This window comes from Mesorhizobium sp. M7A.F.Ca.MR.176.00.0.0, from assembly GCF_004023165.1.
GTDB lineage: Bacteria > Pseudomonadota > Alphaproteobacteria > Rhizobiales > Rhizobiaceae > Mesorhizobium.
In genome coordinates this window covers 29,215-48,216 of the sequence record NZ_RZTC01000048.1, presented here as the reverse complement: position 1 = coordinate 48,216, position 19,002 = coordinate 29,215, and the positions used below count along the sequence as shown (strand labels likewise).

General features: G+C 63.3%; 16 protein-coding genes and 1 pseudogene. 8 read left to right on the top strand and 9 right to left on the bottom strand.

The window, feature by feature from the left end; genetic code table 11:
• From EOB59_RS36420 to EOB59_RS17645, 4 genes and pseudogenes are all read left to right on the top strand, one after another.
• Nucleotides 1–132, top strand: a pseudogene (locus EOB59_RS36420) (2-dehydro-3-deoxygalactonokinase); the annotation flags it as partial.
• On the top strand, nt 129–770 hold the full coding sequence (locus tag EOB59_RS17655; RefSeq protein WP_127808434.1) for a 2-dehydro-3-deoxy-6-phosphogalactonate aldolase: 642 nt from the start codon (nt 129–131) through the stop codon (nt 768–770). The pseudogene EOB59_RS36420 and the gene EOB59_RS17655, both read left to right, overlap by 4 nt.
• The gene (locus EOB59_RS17650; protein ID WP_128288894.1) at nt 767–1,648 is read left to right on the top strand and encodes an SMP-30/gluconolactonase/LRE family protein; all 882 of its coding nucleotides are present in this window, start codon (nt 767–769) and stop codon (nt 1,646–1,648) included. Before EOB59_RS17655 ends, EOB59_RS17650 begins: the two co-directional genes overlap by 4 nt.
• Before the next feature lie 126 nt (nt 1,649–1,774).
• The gene (locus tag EOB59_RS17645; RefSeq protein ID WP_128288893.1) at nt 1,775–2,848 is read left to right on the top strand and encodes a D-alanine:D-lactate ligase-like protein; all 1,074 of its coding nucleotides are present in this window, start codon (nt 1,775–1,777) and stop codon (nt 2,846–2,848) included.
• Nucleotides 2,849–3,227: 379 nt separating this feature from the next.
• On the opposite strand, the gene EOB59_RS17640 is transcribed toward EOB59_RS17645, so the two are convergent.
• The 9 genes from EOB59_RS17640 to dnaK form a co-directional block, all read right to left on the bottom strand.
• Complete coding sequence (locus tag EOB59_RS17640) at nt 3,228–3,644, bottom strand: GFA family protein (protein WP_127808431.1); 417 nt, start codon at nt 3,642–3,644, stop codon at nt 3,228–3,230.
• A 41-nt stretch (nt 3,645–3,685) separates the two neighbouring features.
• Nucleotides 3,686–4,150, bottom strand: coding sequence for an SRPBCC family protein (locus tag EOB59_RS17635; protein WP_128288892.1), 465 nt, complete (start codon nt 4,148–4,150; stop codon nt 3,686–3,688).
• Entirely contained in the window at nt 4,147–4,467 is a 321-nt protein-coding gene (locus tag EOB59_RS17630; protein ID WP_128288891.1) for a metalloregulator ArsR/SmtB family transcription factor, read from the bottom strand. Before EOB59_RS17630 ends, EOB59_RS17635 begins: the two co-directional genes overlap by 4 nt.
• Before the next feature lie 259 nt (nt 4,468–4,726).
• Nucleotides 4,727–5,014 carry a DUF1330 domain-containing protein gene (locus EOB59_RS17625; RefSeq protein WP_023762651.1) on the bottom strand — a complete coding sequence of 96 codons (288 nt, stop codon included), beginning with the start codon at nt 5,012–5,014 and terminating at the stop codon, nt 4,727–4,729.
• Nucleotides 5,015–5,046: 32 nt separating this feature from the next.
• Nucleotides 5,047–5,760: an orotidine-5'-phosphate decarboxylase gene (gene pyrF / locus EOB59_RS17620; RefSeq protein WP_164895678.1), complete on the bottom strand. Its 714-nt coding sequence runs from the start codon at nt 5,758–5,760 to the stop codon at nt 5,047–5,049.
• On the bottom strand, nt 5,757–6,353 hold the full coding sequence (locus EOB59_RS17615) for an NADPH-dependent FMN reductase (protein WP_128288890.1): 597 nt from the start codon (nt 6,351–6,353) through the stop codon (nt 5,757–5,759). The genes pyrF and EOB59_RS17615 overlap by 4 nt, the downstream gene beginning before the upstream one ends.
• A gap of 316 nt (nt 6,354–6,669) precedes the next feature.
• Nucleotides 6,670–7,275, bottom strand: a complete 606-nt coding sequence (gene pmtA / locus EOB59_RS17610; protein WP_023810874.1) for a phospholipid N-methyltransferase PmtA — start codon at nt 7,273–7,275, stop codon at nt 6,670–6,672.
• Between the two features lie 167 nt (nt 7,276–7,442).
• On the bottom strand, nt 7,443–8,573 hold the full coding sequence (gene dnaJ, locus EOB59_RS17605; RefSeq protein ID WP_013528587.1) for a molecular chaperone DnaJ: 1,131 nt from the start codon (nt 8,571–8,573) through the stop codon (nt 7,443–7,445).
• Between the two features lie 211 nt (nt 8,574–8,784).
• Complete coding sequence (gene dnaK / locus EOB59_RS17600; protein ID WP_023810872.1) at nt 8,785–10,701, bottom strand: molecular chaperone DnaK; 1,917 nt, start codon at nt 10,699–10,701, stop codon at nt 8,785–8,787.
• 213 nt (nt 10,702–10,914) lie between these two features.
• Between dnaK and EOB59_RS17595 the strand changes: the two genes are divergently transcribed.
• The 4 genes from EOB59_RS17595 to EOB59_RS17580 all read left to right on the top strand — a co-directional run bounded on the left by EOB59_RS17595 (nt 10,915) and on the right by EOB59_RS17580 (nt 18,957).
• Nucleotides 10,915–13,170 carry a hypothetical protein gene (locus EOB59_RS17595; RefSeq protein ID WP_164895677.1) on the top strand — a complete coding sequence of 752 codons (2,256 nt, stop codon included), beginning with the start codon at nt 10,915–10,917 and terminating at the stop codon, nt 13,168–13,170.
• A gap of 10 nt (nt 13,171–13,180) precedes the next feature.
• Nucleotides 13,181–16,918: a hypothetical protein gene (locus EOB59_RS17590; RefSeq protein WP_128288888.1), complete on the top strand. Its 3,738-nt coding sequence runs from the start codon at nt 13,181–13,183 to the stop codon at nt 16,916–16,918.
• Between the two features lie 219 nt (nt 16,919–17,137).
• Nucleotides 17,138–17,815: a ribulose-phosphate 3-epimerase gene (gene rpe / locus EOB59_RS17585; protein ID WP_127397126.1), complete on the top strand. Its 678-nt coding sequence runs from the start codon at nt 17,138–17,140 to the stop codon at nt 17,813–17,815.
• 401 nt (nt 17,816–18,216) lie between these two features.
• On the top strand, nt 18,217–18,957 hold the full coding sequence (locus tag EOB59_RS17580) for a GntR family transcriptional regulator (RefSeq protein WP_128288887.1): 741 nt from the start codon (nt 18,217–18,219) through the stop codon (nt 18,955–18,957).
• Nucleotides 18,958–19,002: the final 45 nt, after the last annotated feature.

Sequence of the window (19,002 nt, the reverse complement as noted above, 5' to 3'; positions counted from 1 at the left end):
CTGTACAGCGAGGCACTCGGCCTTGCCGGCCTCGAGGTTCGGGCCGTCGACGCTGACGAGGCGGTGCGTGCAGGTCTCGTCGAGGCGGCGCGTGAGAACGACATGATCGCCAGAATTGGAGCAGCTCGATGAGCCAGACCGCACCGTTTCCAAAACTCAAGCGCGGCCTGGTTGCCATCCTTCGCGGGCTCAAGCCCACCGAAGCGATGGCCATGGGCCAGGCACTGTTCGACACCGGCATCGAGGCGATCGAAGTGCCGCTGAACTCACCGCAACCGTTCTCGTCGATCGCCCGCATCGTCCAAGTGCTGCCGAAAACGGCGCTGGTCGGTGCCGGCACGGTGCTGACGCCGGCCGATGTCGATGGCTTGCACCAGGCCGGAGGGCGGCTGCTGGTCAGTCCCAACATCGATGCCGAGGTGATGGCGCGCGCCATGCACTACGGCATGGTGACGATGCCCGGCGTGTTCACGCCGACCGAAGCTTTCCTGGCGATCAAGCTCGGCGCCTCGGCGCTGAAATTCTTCCCGGCGAGCGTGCTGGGTGCCGGCGGCATTTCCGCGATGCGCGCCGTGTTGCCGGCGCAGACATTGGTCGGCGCCGTCGGCGGCGTCTCCGAAAAAGATTTTGCCGGCTACAAGGCTGCCGGCGTGACCGCCTTTGGTCTGGGCTCCAGCCTGTTCAAACCTGGCATGAGCGTCGACGAGGTGGCCGCGCGTGCGCAAGCTGCCGTCGCGGCCTGGGATGCGGTGTTCGGAGAAGCAGGATGAGCGAAGCCATTGTTTCGGTTTTTTCCGATCACGTCTGCCAGCTCGGCGAGGGGCCGAGCTACGATCCCGCCACCGATACGCTCTACTGGTTCGACATCGTCAACAGCCAGCTTCTGGAAAAGCGGCTGTCAGGCGGCGCGACTACCGTCCATGAGCTTGGTCAAATGGCGAGCGCCATCGCCGTCGTCGACGACAAGCGCCAGCTGGTCGCCGCCGAGACCGGCCTTTATGTCCGCGATGTCGCGACCGGCAAACTGACGCTGCACACGCCCGTCGAGGCCGACAATCCGGTCACGCGCTCCAACGATTCCCGGGTCCATCCCTGCGGCGCCTTGTGGATGGGCACCATGGGCAAGGGTGAGGAAAAAGGCGCGGGTTCTATCTACTGGTTTTTCAAGGGCGAACTGCGCCGCCTGTTTTCGGACATCACCGTCTCCAATTCGATCTGTTTTACCGAGGATGGCGCGATCGCCTACTACACCGACACCTCGACCGGGCTGCTGATGCGCGTCGCCTGCGACCCGGCGACCGGTCTGCCTGCAGGTGAGCCAAAGCTGTTCGTCGATCACCGCTCGGCCAAGGGCTATATCGACGGGTCCGTACTCGACCGCGACGGCATCCTGTGGAACGCCGTCTGGGGCGGCAGCGTCATCGAAGCCTATGGACCCGACGGCAAGCTCGTCCGCACGGTCGCCATGCCGGTGACGCAGCCATCCTGCCCGGCCTTTGCCGGCGCCAAGGCCGATCGGCTGGCGGTCACCTCCGCCTGGTCGGGCAAGGATGAGAAGCAGCGTCTGCTGGATCTGCAGGGCGGCATGACCTTTCTGCTCGATATTCCCGTCAACGGCCGCTTCGAGCCGCGCGTGCTGATCGCCTGAGCGAACTGGATTCTGCGGTCGGACGGTGCGTTGTTACGCAACCGCCCGCGCCGTGTCGGTTTCGCGAGAGCCTGACGCCTCGACCATGCGATGGTAGGCAATCCTACTGCCGGAATCGTTCATCTCATGTCGAGCCGCAAGCCAAGACTGATCCTCGTCCATGAGCCGGAGAAGGCTTGTTTCGACCGTCTGGTCGCCGACGGTCATGCACCGCAGCGTGCCGCCGAAATCGCGTCCTATCTGGCGCAGTCGACCGATCTCGCTCCTGAATTCGAGGCGCTTGGCCGCGCCTGCCAGGCACGCGGCCTGTCGTTCACGCCGGTGGCGCTGGACGATGCCGCAAGCGTCTTGGCCGGTGAGCATCCCAGCACAACGCTGGTCTGGACGCTGACCGACGGCATTGCCTATTTTCGCGGCGGCGCGGCGCCCGCTCTGGCGCGACTGGGCGGTTTCAAGACAATCGGCGCAGATGATGCGCTGTTCGCGCTCTGCCAGGACAAGTTCCGGTCCGGCGCCGTGCTCGGCGCACTCGGCCTGCCGGTGCCGCAGGCTGGGCTTGCGCGCGACGGCCAATGGCTGGTCGAGCCGCCGGCCTCGCCCGCCGGCTGGTTCGTCAAGCCCAACCGGCTCGGCGCCAAGATCGGTATCTGGCCGGACTCGCGTGTGGCCGACCTCGACCATGCGCTGGAGCTCAGCAGGCGCGTCTTTTCGGCCTATCGCGACGATGTCGTCGTCCAGCCCTATGTCGCCGGCCGCAACGTGCGCGCCAGTTTCCTCGGCCTTGTGTCAGGCGCCGGGGTCGAAGCGCTTGGCGTGGCCTTTGTCGATTCAGGCGCCGATTTCCAGACCATGGCCGACAGCCTGGCGCTCTACGGCGACACTGGCGAGGCAGCGAAAGCGGCGGGACACTACGCTGAACCGGAACTCGTCGCGGTTGCCGACAGCCAGCCGGCCGCCGACGCCACGATACGTGCGATCGCCGGGCGGCTGATGAGCGGGCTCGGCCTGCGCGACGTGTTTTCCGTCGATCTCAGGGTCGAGGCCGACGATACCGTTCACCTCATCGAGTTCGAGGTCTGCCCCGGCTTGCCCTGCTTCGATTTTCGCGCCTATTGCCGCCAGCAATGGGGCCTCGAGCTGGCCGACGCCATGGCCGAGACAGCGGCGAGCCGGCTGATCGGCCCGCGCCGCAGCAACTAGCGCTCGTCGTGCCTTTGCCTGGCAGCGTTGCAGGCGCAGGCGCGTGCCTTGACGCTTCTCCCGCAGCTTCTAGCGCTTTGGTGGGCCCCTACAGAGATACCATAGCGGCCACGCGACAAGGACGAGCAGGATTATGATCAGTGCAGACCAATAAAGGAACGGGTCTTGGGCCCGATCTACGAGAAAGATCCCCCGGCCATGCTGCAGTGAAATGGCTTTCCCCGTCCAAGGCCGGCTGCCACGCCGGTACCGCCAACAAGCATCTGTGCGATGAAAAGGCCCTTGCCGATCGGTGAATATCGATTACTTCCGGCCATGTAGGCGCCCCCTCTGTAAGCGCCTACAGCGTACCTCTGGAGGTCCAATACTTCCAGCGAGTTTAGCCCCAGGGCATTCGCTCGACCGCCTGCAAGGACGGATCCATCTTGTCCCAGGCATGGCCGTGGCTCGTGTAGGTCACCATCTGCGGGCTGAACTGTTCCGGATCGTCGAGGCTGGCCGCATGGACCACTATCAGCTCGGGCATGGCGACGGGTATCAGAAAGACCGGCGTTCCGCAGGTTGGACAGAAGGTGTGGATTTTTTCGTTGCCGCTGGCGCCCGCCACGCGCCAGGTGCTCACCTCCCCGGTGATGGCCATATCGGCACGTTGGCCGAAGGTCAGGTAGGATCCGTGGCCGGTGCCTGAGCGCTTCTGGCAATCGCTGCACTGGCAGTGGTTCTGGAAGATCGGCTCGTCATTGGTTTCGTAACGGATCGCGCCGCATGCGCAGCCGCCGGTATAGCGCTTGGTCATTGTCATTCTCCACGGGCCTGATTCTGCTTGAGGTCGCAACATCAAGCCAATTTCGGCTTGGCGAAAATGTCGATGCCGCTGCCGGTTTCGAGGAAGGATTTCAGGCTCGACAGCACCGCCGGCCAGCCCTGGCTGACGCCCTTCGCCATGCCGCTGCCGGCTTCGAGCTCGTCATGGCTGACGGTCAGCCGCACCATGGTGTCGTATTCCTCGATGGCGAACGTCACCCGGCTGGCTTTCGACGGATCGTCGGCCTGCGAAGCGTTCGCCCAGGTGATGACGAGGCGGGTCGGCGGCGAAATCTCGACGACATTGCCGACGAGTTCGACGGTCCGTTCGTCATTGGCGCGGATATGCTCCCATTTCGAGCCCGGCATCCATTCCGAGACGTTCTCGTGGCCACAGTAGCGCTTTGCGACATCGGGCTTGATTATGGCCTCGAACACCTTCTGCGGCGTCGAGCGGATATAGGTCACGTAGACAAAGCTGGTCGTTTCCCTGGTCATTGGTCTTCTCCTTCGAGTTCTTGCTTCAGGTCGTGCAGCAGGCTGAGCCGCTGCCGTTCGAATTTCCGTACCCAGCGCTGGTAGACTTCGTGCAGCGGCACGGGATTGATGAAATGCAGCTTTTCGCGGCCGCGCTTGACCGTGCTCACCAGATTGGCCGCCTCCAGCAGGTCGAGGTGCTGGGTGGCGGATTGCCTGGCCATGTCCAGATGGTCGCAAAGCTGACCGAGCGTCTGCCCGTTCTGCTCGCACAGAAGGTCAAGCAGCCTTCTGCGTGTCGGGTCGCCCAGCGCTTTGAAAACCTTGTCGGCGTCCATCTGCCTCACTCTGTTGTAAGTCACAATATGCAGGTAAATACCTGCATGTCAACCGGCAATCCGACCCGCGTTGAATGACCGCTCGTCGGCACGGCTCCGCACCCGGCAACTGCGCCAGGCAGATCACCGTGAAATCGCGGAGCAAAGATATGTAAATGAGCCTGCGGGGCTTCAAACGCCGCCAGGCTTTATCCGATTTTGAGCAATGATCTCCGGCGAAAACCGGAATGACTTCTTCGGAACTATGCTTGCAAGGACCTCAGGCGCCCTCGACCAGGACGATCTCGCCGTCGGCGACCTTCTGGCGGATGGCGACGGCGCGCTGGTATTCCGGCGAGTGGTAGCAATCATGCGCCGCAGCGAGCGATTCGAACTCGATGATGACATTGCGTGCGCGGCCGGGTCCTTCGGCCTTTTCATGCTCACCGCCGCGCGCCAGGAATTTCGCACCGAAGCGCTCAAAGGCAGGCTTGGCGGCGGCGACATAGTCCTTGTAGCCTTCCGCGTCGCGCACATCGACACGGGCGATCCAGTATCCCTTGGGCATCTTCTTGGTCTCCGAACTTGTTCTTGGAAATCTCAGGCCGAGCGCATCTCGTCGAGGATGGCTTCGGCCGCTTCCCGTTTGTTGGCCGCCGCCACGATCGGACGGCCGACGACGAGGTGGCTGGCGCCGTTGCGGATCGCTTGGCCCGGCGTCACCACGCGCTTCTGGTCGCCATGATCGCTGCCCGCCGGCCGGATGCCGGGCGTCACCACCGCCATGTCGGGTCCGACGATGCGGCGCACCGCCTCGGCCTCCGCGGCCGAGCAGACGATGCCGCCCATGCCGGCATGCAGCGCCTGTTCCGAGCGCCTGAGCACCAGCGTATGCGGGTCGTACTCGTAACCGACATCGATCATGTCCTGCTCGTCCATCGAGGTCAGCACGCTGACGGCAAGCAGGCAAAGGTCGCTGCCTCTGGCCGCCTCTACGGCGGCCTGCATAGCCTTCGGGTAGGCGTGGATGGTCAGCATGGTCATACCCATCTTGACGATGTTCTCGACGCCCTTGGCCACCGTGTGGTCGATGTCGAGCAGCTTCATGTCGAGGAAGACCTTGGTGCCGCCGCTGGCCAGTTCCCTGGCGAAATCGAGCCCGCCGGCGAAGGCAAGCTGGTAGCCGATCTTGTAGAAGGAGACGACGCCGTCGAGTTCGCGCACCGCCTGCTCGGCTTCTCTCACTGTCGGCACGTCGAGGCCGACGATCAGCCTTTCCTGCATGGATTGGGCCCGCAAGGTGCTGGCAATCATGTCTCTATCCGGGTGGACAGCATGCGCGAGGTTTCGATCAGCGTGCGGCATAGATGCTCCATCGATGTGTACAGTCTTTCGTCACGGAAATTGCCGTCCTCGTCGAAGGCGCTGCCACCCTCGGGCACCGAGCATTCCGGCGTCACCACCTTCATCCGGCAACGTACCAACACGGCGCGCAGATGGTTGATGCAGCGGATGCCGGCAAAGTGCCCGCTGGAGGACGAACAGAGGCCAACGACCTTGCCGGCAAGTGGCCTCACCGGCCGCCCGCCATCCCTGCGCACCCGGCTCACCCAGTCGATCGTGTTCTTGAGCAGCGGCGGAATGGAGCCGTTATATTCGGGCGTGGCGATCAGCAGCCCGTCATGGGCGATCACCAGACGGCCGAGTTTCTGGGCGTTTTCGGGAACACCCTTTTCCTTTTCCAGATCCTCGTCCAGGATCGGCAAGGGATAGTCGGCGAGCGAGATGCGGGTCACCTCGGCGCCTTGCATGGCAAGTTCCTTCTGCGCCACGTCGGCCGTCCTGCCGCTATAGGCGCCGCTGCGCACCGAGCCGGCGAAGACGAGGATTTTCGGGATCACTGCCATTGGCCACCCTTGTTCCCGGACAGGTACAGCCAAGGACCGAGCAAATCAACGCCAACTTCGTCATCCCTGGGCGAAGCAGGAGCGAAGCTCCGTCGTGGAGACCCTGGAATCCATTCCGTGACAGCTATCCAGGAGTGCAGCGGAACAGAATTCTGCGCCGTAGCGGCGCTCGGAAGTCGCGGCATGGATCCTCGGGTCTGCGCTGCGTCGCTACGCTCCTTGCTCCGCCCGTGGATGACGAAGCGAGGGACGTTCCCGCCATTGCCAAGGTATGCGGTGAGCACTGGCGATCCGCGAACAACCCCGCGCCGACAAATTAATGCGCTTCGCGGCGGTAGATCCACAGCTGGGTCGGCGGGATGTTGCGAAGGATGAAATCGAAATGCTTGACCGTATAATTGCCACGGCCGGCCGGAATCGGCGACATCGGGCCGTAGGTCAGCTGCACGATCGGCCGTCCGGCCGGGATGCGGTCGAGCAGGCTCTCGATATAGGCAATGCGCTGGGCGACTGGGAAGTTGAGCAGCGGCACGCCGGAAACGACGGAATCGAAGATCATCCCGCTCTTGTCGCCAAGCGTGGCGTTGAGATTGAAGGCATCGCCCTCGATGACGTTGACGCCGGGATAGAGCCGCCGCAGATGACGGACGAAATCCGCGGAATACTCGACCGCGTAGAGGTTTTCGGGCCGCACGCCCTGAGCGAGGATGGCGCGGGTGATGACGCCGGTACCGGGGCCGACCTCAAGCACCGGCAGGCCGGATTTAGGATTGACGATCGAGGCCATTTTGCGCGCGGTGACCGAACTGGTGGGCACGATCGAACCAACCGCCTTCGGCTTGTCGATCCAGCCCTTGAAGAATTTGAGTTCGTCGTCGAACTTTTCGACAAGCGCCTTCCGCAGTCCAGGGCCACGTGTCATGCAAGCTCTCCTCAGCGCTCCCCGCAAAGTTACTTAGCACCTGAGCGGTGCTAGGCAAGGCGCGGCCGGACGCATGTCGTGGATAAGATAATTTTCGTCGCGTCTCAAGGGGTGACGCGATTCAAGGATTTACGCGTTGCAAATCGGCTTAGGCTGGCCAAAGTGCATCAACGTTCGCCGAAGGACTCGAAAAAATCCTTCATGCGGGCAAAAAAGCCGCTCGATTGGGGCGAATTGTCCTGCGAGGAGAGCTGTTCGAACTCCTCCAGCAGCTCACGCTGGCGGCGGGTCAGGTTCTGCGGCGTCTCGACCGCGGTCTGGATGTAGAGGTCGCCGACATTGGGCTGACGCAGCACAGGCATGCCCTTGCCCTTGAGACGGAACTGGCGCCCGTTCTGCGTGCCCTCGGTCACCTTGACCTTTGTCTGCGTGCCGTCCAGCGTCGTCACCTCGAAGGAGCCGCCAAGGGCTGCCGTCGTCATCGAGATCGGCACCTTGCAATACAGGTCGGCGCCGTCGCGTTGGAAGAACTCGTGCGGTTTGACCGCCAGGAAAATATAGAGGTCGCCCGATGGCCCGCCGCGCAGGCCGGCTTCGCCCTCATTGGCAAGGCGGATGCGGGTGCCGTCCTCGATGCCGGCCGGGATGTTGACCGACAGCGAACGCTCCTCGGTGACGCGGCCCTGGCCGGCGCATTTCGGGCACGGATCCTTGATCGTCTGGCCGCGGCCCTGGCATTGCGGGCAGGTCCGTTCGATCGAGAAGAAACCTTGCGTGGCGCGCACCTTACCGTGGCCGTTGCACATCGAGCAGGTGACGGGCTGGGTGCCGGGCTTGGCGCCGCTGCCCGAACATTCAGAGCAGGAGATCGACGCCGGCACCCGGATCTGCGCGGTCTTGCCGGCAAAAGCCTCTTCCAGGGTGATTTCCATGTTGTAGCGCAGGTCGGCGCCGCGTTCGCGGCCGCCCGACGAACGGCGCTGGCGCCCGCCCATCATGTCGCCGAAAATGTCCTCGAAGATATCGGCGAAACCGCCGGCGCCAAAACCTTGCGCGCCGCCATTCATGCCGCCCTGTTCGAAGGCGGCGTGGCCAAAGCGGTCGTAGGCCGCGCGCTTCTGCGGGTCTTTCAGCGTCTCGTAGGCTTCGTTGATTTCCTTGAACTTGTGCTCGCAGGAATGATCGCCGGGGTTGCGATCGGGATGGAACTGCATGGCAAGCTTGCGGAAAGCGCTCTTGAGCTCCTTCTCGTCGGCGCCTTTTTGGACGCCCAGCGTCTCGTAGAAATCAGCTTTCATTTTTTCCCGCTGTCCGGATGCTCAACGTCTTGAAGCATTGTTGCGTCTCTTGCCGGCACTGACGTTTCGATTTAGGTGCGATGGAAGGGGGATGCCAGTGTCGACGCGGCTTTGCCTGCATTTTTTCAGCAAGGCCCGCTGTTTTTCTGCAAGGGGTTGCAAAAAAGCCCGGCCTTCGCCGGGCTTTTCGCTTATCTTGCCGTCAAACGGTTCAGGCCGACTTCTTCTTGTCGTCGTCCTCGTCGATTTCCTCGAAATCGGCGTCGACAACGTCACTGTCCTTGGCGGCGTCCGCCTTGGCGTCGGCTTCCGCCGCTTCCTTCTGCGAAGCCTCGTACATGGCCTGGCCAAGCTTCATCGAAGCCTCGGCAAGCGCCTGGCTCTTGGCTTCGATGTCGGCCGGGTCGTCGCCTTCGGTCGCGGTCTTAAGCGCCGCGATCGCGTCGGAGATCGCCGTGCGCTCGCCTTCCGAAACCTTGTCGCCATATTCCTTCAGTGACTTCTCCGAGGAATGCAGCAGCGCTTCGGCCTGGTTGCGGGCCTCGACCAGCGCCCGCCGCTTCTTGTCGGTCTCGGCATTGGCCTCGGCGTCCTTGACCATCTTCTCGATGTCGGCGTCCGAAAGACCGCCCGATGCCTGGATGCGGATCTGGTGCTCCTTGCCGGTGCCCTTGTCCTTGGCCGAAACGTTGACGATGCCGTTGGCGTCGATGTCGAAGGTGACCTCGATCTGCGGCACGCCGCGCGGCGCCGGCGGAATGCCGACCAGGTCGAACTGGCCAAGCGCCTTGTTGTCGGCGGCCATTTCGCGCTCACCCTGGAAGACCCGGATGGTCACGGCCGACTGTGAGTCCTCGGCCGTCGAGAACACCTGGCTCTTCTTGGTCGGGATCGTCGTGTTGCGCTCGATCAGGCGGGTGAACACGCCACCCAGCGTCTCGATGCCGAGCGACAGCGGCGTCACGTCGAGCAACAGCACGTCCTTGACGTCGCCCTGCAGCACGCCGGCCTGGATGGCGGCGCCGAGAGCAACGACTTCATCCGGATTGACGCCCTTGTGCGGCTCCTTGCCGAAGAACTGCTTCACGATCTCCTGGATCTTGGGCATGCGGGTCATGCCGCCGACCAGGACGACTTCGTCGATCTCGCCGGCCTTCAGGCCGGCATCCTTCAATGCAGCCTTGCAAGGGGCAATCGTGCGCTGGACCAGGTCGTCGACCAGCTGCTCGAACTTGGCGCGCGTCAGCTTCAGCGTCAGGTGCTTCGGCCCGGTCGCGTCGGCGGTGATAAAGGGCAGGTTGATTTCGGTCTGGGTGGTCGACGACAGCTCGATCTTGGCCTTTTCAGCCGCCTCCTTGAGGCGCTGCAGGGCAAGCTTGTCGTTCTTCAGGTCGATGCCCTGTTCCTTCTTGAACTCGGCCGCCAGGTATTCGACCAGGCGCATGTCGAAATCCTCGCCGCCGAGGAAAGTGTCGCCATTGGTCGACTTGACCTCGAACACGCCGTCGCCGATTTCGAGCACCGAAATGTCGAACGTGCCGCCGCCAAGGTCATAGACGGCAATGGTCTTGCCTTCCTTCTTGTCGAGGCCATAGGCAAGCGCTGCCGCGGTCGGCTCGTTGATGATGCGCAGCACTTCAAGGCCGGCGATCTTGCCGGCGTCCTTGGTCGCCTGGCGCTGGGCGTCGTTGAAATAGGCTGGAACGGTGATGACCGCCTTCTCGACCTTCTCGCCGAGATAGGCTTCCGCCGTCTCCTTCATCTTCTGCAGGATCATGGCCGAGATCTGCGAGGGCGACTGCTTCCTGCCGCCGGCTTCGACCCAGGCATCGCCATTGTCGCCCTTGACGATCTTGTAGGGGACAAGCTTCTTGTCCTTCTCCGTCACCGGATCGTCATAGCGGCGGCCGATCAGGCGCTTGACCGCGAAGATGGTGTTTTCAGGATTGGTGACCGCCTGGCGCTTGGCCGGCTGGCCGACCAGACGTTCGTCGTCGCCCGAAATGGCGACGATGGAAGGCGTCGTGCGCGCGCCTTCCGCATTCTCGATCACCTTGGGCTCCTTGCCATCCATGATGGCGATACACGAGTTGGTGGTGCCGAGGTCGATACCGATTACTTTTGCCATTTTTCTAGTCTCTCCGCTAAGCAGGCTATCAGGACCCGTACAGGCGTTCCGACGAAAGCCCCTGTTCACAAGAAATCCCGTTCCGGCAACCGGCATTCCGGCGCCGAACGGCTTGGCGCGTATATAAGAACAGGCGGCATCGCGCGCAAGCATTCTGCGCAAGGCTTCCATGAACCTTTCCACCTCCGCCCGCGACTGATCTCCAGGTGCCGCATGGTGCGGCCCGGAAAGGAAGCCCCCATGACCAATAACCCAGAGACTCCCAGGTCTCCGGGAACAACAGGAGCTCGGCGCGACCACCGCCTTCGGGACGAGGTCGATGCGCTGGGCTTTCTGTTGATTCCGTTGACCCTGCGTAAGAGCAGGCGTATCGTCATCTTGAGGAAAGCAGACAATTCGATCAGGGAAGAACGAGCCGGACCGCCGCGCCTTGCCCTGATTTGCGCGGCCAGACCCGACGTTCTCCCGTCGACTACGGGGGGTAGTGTCATGTCTCGCATCCGCGGCTCGTTTGTGTCGTCTCTTGCTGGCGGCTTGCGCCGCGCTGTGCATCCAGGCGGGTTGCTGGCACTCGGCCTGTGGCTGGGCGCCGCACAGGCGCAGGAAACCCGGATCATTTATCCCGGTTCGATGGCGGTGACCGGATTTTCCGGCACCATCATTCCCAATTTCGACCCCCCTGATTCCGAAAAAGAGGGACTGCCGCCCGGCGTCGATCCGGTCGACGAAACCTTCATCGACACCACGCGCGCCACCTTGCGCGTCTTCGACGTCTCGCAACTGGGCGGACCAGCCACCGGCCAGCTCGTCAACACGCCACCGCCCTTCGAGGTGACGGCGGAGCAGGTCGGCCAGGTGTTCGGCGTCACCTACGATGACGGCGTGCGCGACGGCGTTCCGACGGGCATTCCCAATCTCTATGCCGGCGCCACCTCGCTGCACGGCATCCGTATCGTCACCCCGGACGCCGACGATGACGGCCGCCCCGAGCGGCAGCGCCGCGGCGCTGCCGGCGCCATCTTCATGGATGGCCAGTTCGGCACCGAAAACGGCGGCGGGCCGGGCACCGTCTGGAAGATCGACGGCATCACCGGCCAGGTATCCAAATTCGCCGACATCGACACCAACAGCGGTCCCGGCATTGGCAATCTCACTTTCGACGCCACTCATCGCGAGTTCTTCGCGTCCGATCTCGATACCGGCCTGATCCATCGCATCGATGCCGAAGGCAGGCTGATCGACAGCTTCGATCACGGCGTTGCCGGCCGTCCCGCGCATGGGCTTGCTCCAGTCGCCGACGACGGTTCGGTGATGGACATAAAGGGAGCGACCTTCGACAGCGAAGACCCCGACAGCTGGGGCTACACGCAGGACGAGCGCCGCGTCTGGGGCGTCTCCTACCATGGCGGCCGGCTCTACTACTCGGTCGGCGAAAAGTCGGAAATCTGGTCGGTGGGCATCGCCCGCGACGGCAGTTTTGTCGGCGACCCGCGCTGGGAACTGACGGTCAAGGCCGACAAGGACTACGCCGTCACCGACATCGGCTTCGACAATAGCGGCTTCATGTACCTGGCCCAGCGCGGCCCAGTCGAGAACCGCTACGATTACAGCCAATTCGCCGATTCCGGCAAAGGCGAGGTCATCCGCTACTTCCGAGAGAACCCGGACGATCCGGAGACGGAATCGGTCTGGGTCGAAGTGCCGCAGGAATATGCGGTCGGTTTCCCGCAGGGCAACCGGCAGGCCGCCGGCGGTCTCGACCTGCAATATGGTTATGATTCCGACGGCAATCTCGACACATCGGTCTGCACGCAGACGCTGGTCAACACTGGCGACAAGCTGCGCGACAATCCTTCACTCGCCGAACGGCTCGCCGCCGGCGGGCCGCTGGCCGTGCATGGCGTCCAGATCACGCCGAAAGAGCTGGTCAAGCCGGCCAACGTGCCGCCCTTCGGCTCCTGGTTCGTCGACTTCGACGGTTATTTTGAAGATCCGGAGGTCGAGGGCCATGTCGGTGACGTTGCCGTCTGGCATCCTTGCGAGGGCCGCGCCGGCTATTACGAGGAAATCCCGGGCGGCTACCTGCCCCCCTTCTACCCGCCGGATTTCCCACCACCCGGTAGCCTGCCTCCGTGCATCGATGTCGAGGATATCAGGTATTACTGTACGCCTCGCGGCCTCCAGGCAGATCTCTATCTCCATGACCATGCCGGCTTCGGCGGCGATTCGATCAAGGCCCAACCTTCCAATGAGACAAAGTCCAGGACGCCAGGCGTCGGGGTGACAGCATCCCAGTCGCACGCGCCCGGCAAGCCTTACACGGTCGACATCACCGGCCACTATCCGGGCGACAGAGTGGATGTTGGACTTTGCTTCTACAGGAAGTCCGACAAGGACAGGGGTGGCTACTACCCTTGCTGCAAGATGATCTTGCCGCTCCGAACCCCAGCCGTCAGCTGCGAACGTTGAGGAGGGGAAGATGAAAAATTTCGCACTCTCCCCGCTCACGACGAACTCGCAATCCACAGTCATGGAGACGATCATGAAACCCCTGTCATATGCCAGGCGCGGCGCGCGCTGGCTGATGGCGGCCGGTATCGCGGTCGCCATGTTCACCCCTGTGGCAAGCCACGCGGAAGACGCCGCCCCGATCACCCCGGAACTGAGGCTCGATCTCGACAATTCGAAGATCGTCAATCCGAGGCCGGAGCGGGCGGTGCCCTTCTTCACCAAGAAAGGCACCCAGCGGAGCTGCGACTATGTCGTCTACTCCCTGAGCTTTGGCCTGCGCGGCGATGCGCAAGCCTTCGCTGACCTGACAGCCTTGCTGAAAACGCTCAAGATCGAGTTCAAGGACCAGCTTCCACACGGCCTTTCGATCGTCAGCGCGAATGTGTCGGGCGACGGCACGGACGCTTCGGGCGGACCATTGCCCGGCGTTTCGATCAGCACCTCGGCCGGTCCGAACGATACGGCAACGGTGTCCGATTTCCGGCTCTCCGCCGCCGATCTCGACGGCGCCGGTGCCGCCAATGAACGCGTCATCAACTTCCAGATCACGGCCAAGATCGACCATGCGGCGTTTCCTTCGCCGACCGTGATCGACAACCAGGGTGTGATCAAGGTCAGCAACGGAGCCGGCCCCGGGACCATTATCCCGTCGCAGGATCCGGGCAAGCCCGACGATGGCGACTACAAGACCGGGGCCAAGACCTCGATCAAGATCGACCTCACCAATTGTGATAAGCGGCCACCGCCTCCCGACCGGGAATGCTTCAAGGTGGAGCGCGGCACGGTGGACTGCGTGCCCGGCGGCGGCGCCTTCATCTACCACATGCCGGTCGGCCCGGAGATGGGCGGCAAATGGGTGCAGGTGTCGACGACCACATCAGGCATCACCATCATCCCCGACACCCAGTTGGTGCCGGCGGGCGGCGGTGTGCTCAACTGGAAGATCGTCGGCGCATCGCCCGGCGACATCATCCACCTCATCGTCACCGGCATCGAAACCTATGCCGGCCCGACGGAAGGCTGGGGCCTTTGCTGCACGCAGACGATCGACATCGTCATCCCGCGTGACCAGAGATGCCCGCCCAAGGACAAGGAGCCGGACCTCAAGGTCGAGAAACGCGCCGACGTGACGCGTTGCACGATGGGCGGCGGCTGCGATTTCACCATCAGGGTCACCAATGTCGGCACCGGTGCCTACCACGGCAAGATCGTGCTCGACGAGGTGACGCTGCCGGCCGGCTCGACGCTCGATTCAGGGCCCAATCCGCCCTGGGTCTGTGTACCCGGCATTACCCCGATGATTTGCACCCATCCGGTGACCACGCTCAATCCGGGGGCCTCCGTCGACCTCAAGCTCGGCTTCAAGCCGGCCGGAGGCTGGCAAGGCAGCGTCTTGCGTAACTGCGCCACCTACAATTATGGCGCTAGCGGCAAGCCGCTTTTCGGCAGCCAGTCGAACGATCGCGGCTGTGCCTCGATCCCGGTCTGCCGGCGTGGCGACCGTGACCGCGACTGCCGGCCGCCGGTCGAGAAGAAGGTCGACCTGATCCTGAAGAAGCGTGCCCGCGTCCCGGTCTGCACGGCCGACGGCATCTGCCACTTCGTGATCGACATCATCAACAACGGCACATCGACTTATAACGGGCCGCTGACGGTGATCGACAGCTACCCGGCGGGCGCGCCGGCCTCCTCGACCTTCGGCCCAAGCCCGCCATGGACCTGCGTACCGACCGGTCCCGGGCTGTTCCGTTGCGACCATGCGGGCATCTCGCTGCCTCCGGGCGGCTCGACGCCGATTGTGGTCAAGGCTGTCATGCCGGCCGGCTATCAGTCGGACATTGTCGAGAATTGCGCGACGGTGAAGCCCATCCCCGGCGAAAACGACCTCACCAACAACAAGGCCTGCGCCAAGGAACGCTTCCGTCATCCCAATGCCGGCAAGCCGACCCTGCGCATCACCAAGGTCTGCAACGGCTCGCTCGCCGGTGCCGCGCTCATCTCTTGCCGCATCACCGTCATCAGCCTTGGCACTGCTGCCCCCACCGGTCCGGTGCGGGTCAACGATGCCGCCACGCTGGTGGCCGGCGGCGCGCCCGTCCAGATCCAGACCGTCACCCCCGACGGTGCGGAATGGGCGTGCGGACCGGTTCCGGCCAACGCGCTGTCGTGCCAGATTCCCGGTGCCGTCATGACACCTGGAATCAGCCGCCACTTCGACGTGACGGTTTCGGCCAATGGCGCGTTCGAAAACTGCGCGCGCGGCTCCTATGGGCCGGCACCGGGCGACGACGTCGTCTATCCCTTTGGCCAGGCCTGCGCGAAGGGCGGCGGTTCTTCGACCATCCGTGTCGAAAAGACCGGCGACCGTGAATGCAAACTCGGCCAACCCTGTTCGTTCGAGATCACCATCACCAATGACGGAACGACCCCCTTCTCCGGGCCGGTCCGCATTGGCGATGCGATCGGCGTGGAGGGTCTCGGCAGGCTGGAAGGCGTTGAGATCACGTCGATCGATCCGCCCTTCGGCTGTTCGCCGGAACCGGCAACCTTGCCACTATCCTGCATTGCCAATTTGTCGCTCGGCACCGGCGAAAGCCGGGTGCACCATGTCACCGTGGTCATTCCCGAGGACGGTCGCCGGGCCAATCTGCAGGGCAATGTCAGCGGCCAGAACTGCGTCGGCGTGCTCTCTCCCGACACACGGGTGCAGGGCGGTGGCGACGTGCTTGGCGGCGATCAGACCAATGTGCAGGGCGATCGCGGCAAGGCCTATGCCTGCCATCCCTTCACCATCAGCCAGGAGACGAATAAGGAATGCTCGCAAGGCTTCGTCATGAACGATGCCGGCCGCTGCGTCTGCCCGGAAGGCACCACCTACCGCAACGGCCAGTGCTCGCCGGGCGGCGGTATCGTGCCGAAGCCGGAACAGCCGAAGCGCTGTGTGCTGCTCGAAGGCCAGATCCGCACCGAGGACGGACGTTGCGTCTGCCCACGCGGAACCGGGCTTGAGAACGGCAGATGTGTCAGGACCGACAGACCCGAGCAGTGCACCATCCGTGGCCAGGTCCACGATGCCGATGGCGATTGTGTCTGCCCGAGAGGGACCGAGGTGCGCAATGGCGCCTGCCGTCCGATGCGGCCAAAGCCCGAGCAGTGCACGATCCGTGGTCAGGTTCACGACGCGGATGGAGACTGCGTCTGCCCGAGAGGGACCGAGGTGCGCAATGGCGCCTGTCGTCCGATCCGGCCAAAGCCTGACCAGTGCACCATCCGTGGTCAGGTCCACGACGCCAACGGCAATTGTGTCTGCCCGAGGGGTACCGAGGTGCGGGGCAATGCCTGCCGGCGCAAGCAGCCGACGCAGGAGCAATGCGACATACGCGGCCAGGTCCACAACAAGCGTGGCGAGTGTGTCTGTCCGCGTGGGACGCAGGTGATCAACGGCGCATGCCGCAAGCCCAGGCAAGAGGTGGAATGCGCACCGGGCTCGCAGATGATCAACGGCCAGTGCCAGCCGATCATCAGGCGGCGCTGCCCGGAAGGTACGATCGGACGCTATCCGAACTGCCGGCCGCTCCGCGGGCAACCGTCGCTGGAGCTCAACCCCGGCCTGCTGCTGCAGCAGGTACTGCCACGGCGCAGGCCGCAGGTCGAACAGCAGCAGGATCCGGTTCCAGACAGAATCCTGAAACTCCAGCAGCAATAACGATCTGCTCGACGCCAGACCAGAAACCCGCCGGAGCAATCCGGCGGGTTTTCTTATGGCTCCTAGGCAAGCGGAAATTGGCTGCAACAGGATCGCGGACGCCGCAACGCCACCTCCGGCGTGCAGCCGACGCGCCGGTGCCCTCGACAAGTCGGCTGGAGCCCATTAGGCAGTCGATAGAGTGGCCGAACGAGAAGGGCACTCGGAAAGGCCGCATCCATGAGCAGAAAGACCCTGATTGCACCGTCGGTGCTGGCGTCGGATTTTTCCAAACTCGGCGATGAGGTCGAAGCGGTGGCGGCGGCCGGCGCCGACTGGATCCATCTCGATGTGATGGACGGGCATTTCGTGCCCAACATCACCTTTGGCCCGCCGGTGATCAAGGCGATCCGCAACCGCACCGAGGCCTTCTTCGACTGCCATCTGATGATTGCCCCGGCCGACCCCTATCTGGCCGCTTTCGCCGAGGCCGGCTGCGACGGTTTGACCGTCCATGCCGAAGCCGGCCCGCATCTTGACCGCTCGCTGCAGACCATCAGGAACCTCGGCAAGAAGGCCGGTGTGTCGCTCAATCCGGCGACGCCGGAAAGCGTGGTCGAATATGTGCTCGACCGGCTCGACCTGATCCTGATCATGACCGTCAATCCGGGCTTCGGCGGCCAGGCCTTCATCCCGGCCATCGTCGACAAGGTGAAGCGGGTCAAGGCCCTGATCGGCGGCCGGCCGATCCGCATCGAGATCGACGGCGGTGTTTCGGCCGAAACCGCGCCGCTGGTCACCGCTGCCGGCGCCGACGTGCTGGTGGCGGGCGCCGCCATCTTCAAAGGCGGCAGCGTCGAGGCTTACCGTCAGAACATCCAGGCGATCAGGACGGCAGCCGACCGCGCAGCCGGCTAACCAGCGCTGTTCCCGCGTTCTGCCCGGCATGCCGGCTAAGGTTCTGGTACTGGCCGAGGCTTGTGATGGTCTGATGCGCAACGGTATCGGATCTGGAGCAGCTGCCTGATTCGGCCTCAAGGGTCCTCACAGCAGACAGTTGATCCCGCGCGAATACAAAAGAACAGAAAGAACAGATTCTCCTGCGTGCATACAAAACATGTTAAGTTTCCGCAGGTTGTGAAAATGCGCGGAATTACAGCATTGAGCTCTAGATGCCGCATATTCCTTCGTGCTAAAGTACAATAACGCGATCTTCTGCTTGAGCAGGCGAATGCTCGCACTGTATGGTACAAGTACGAGAAGGCGAATGCTTTCGGACTCGAATCGCCCAGGACAAGTCTTGGGGACAAGGAGTCGCTATGACATACGGAGCTGCCAATCTGAACGATGACGCTGCGGGACCGAAGAGTACGCTTGCCAGTACGGTCTATCAGCAATTGCGGGACGATCTTCTCGGGGGTGTTCTTGAGGCTGAGAGCAAGCTGCGGGTCGAATGGGTGGTCTCCAAATATGGAGCCGGCGCCTCGCCTGTCCGCGAAGCTCTCAATCGCCTCGCCTCGGAAGGACTTCTCGGCCGGCACGATCAGCGAGGCTTCTTCATCATGCCGGTCAGTGCGTCGGAGCTCGATGAGCTGACGCGCACCCGCTGCTGGCTCGAGGAGCGGGCGCTTCGCGAATCCATCGCCCACCGCACCGCCGAATGGGAAGAACAGCTCGTGCTGGCGCTGCATCGCCTGGGACGCGCGTCACGTCTGTCTCCGCAGGATCTCTTTTCGCTCAATCCCGACTGGGAGAGGCTGCATCGCATCTTCCACAGGGTGCTGATTTCGGCCTGCCGGTCGCAATGGCTGGTGGGATTTTGCGACCAGCTCTCCGATCACGCGTATCGCTACCGGCAAATGGCCATTGATGGCGAAGGCGTCAAGCGCGACGATTTCGGCGAGCATCGCCTGATCGCCGAATGTGCCCTGGACGGCAATGCCGACGGTGCCGTCGAGGCACTGCTCAATCACTACCAGTTGACTGCCGCCATGTGCATGAAGCGCTTCGAGCAGGACGACGAAACGAAGGAACTCGCCCGCAAACGCGCTCGGCGATAGCAGTCGTGTCCTGGCGGGCTCTTGCGCTCGTTTCTTGCTCGCAAT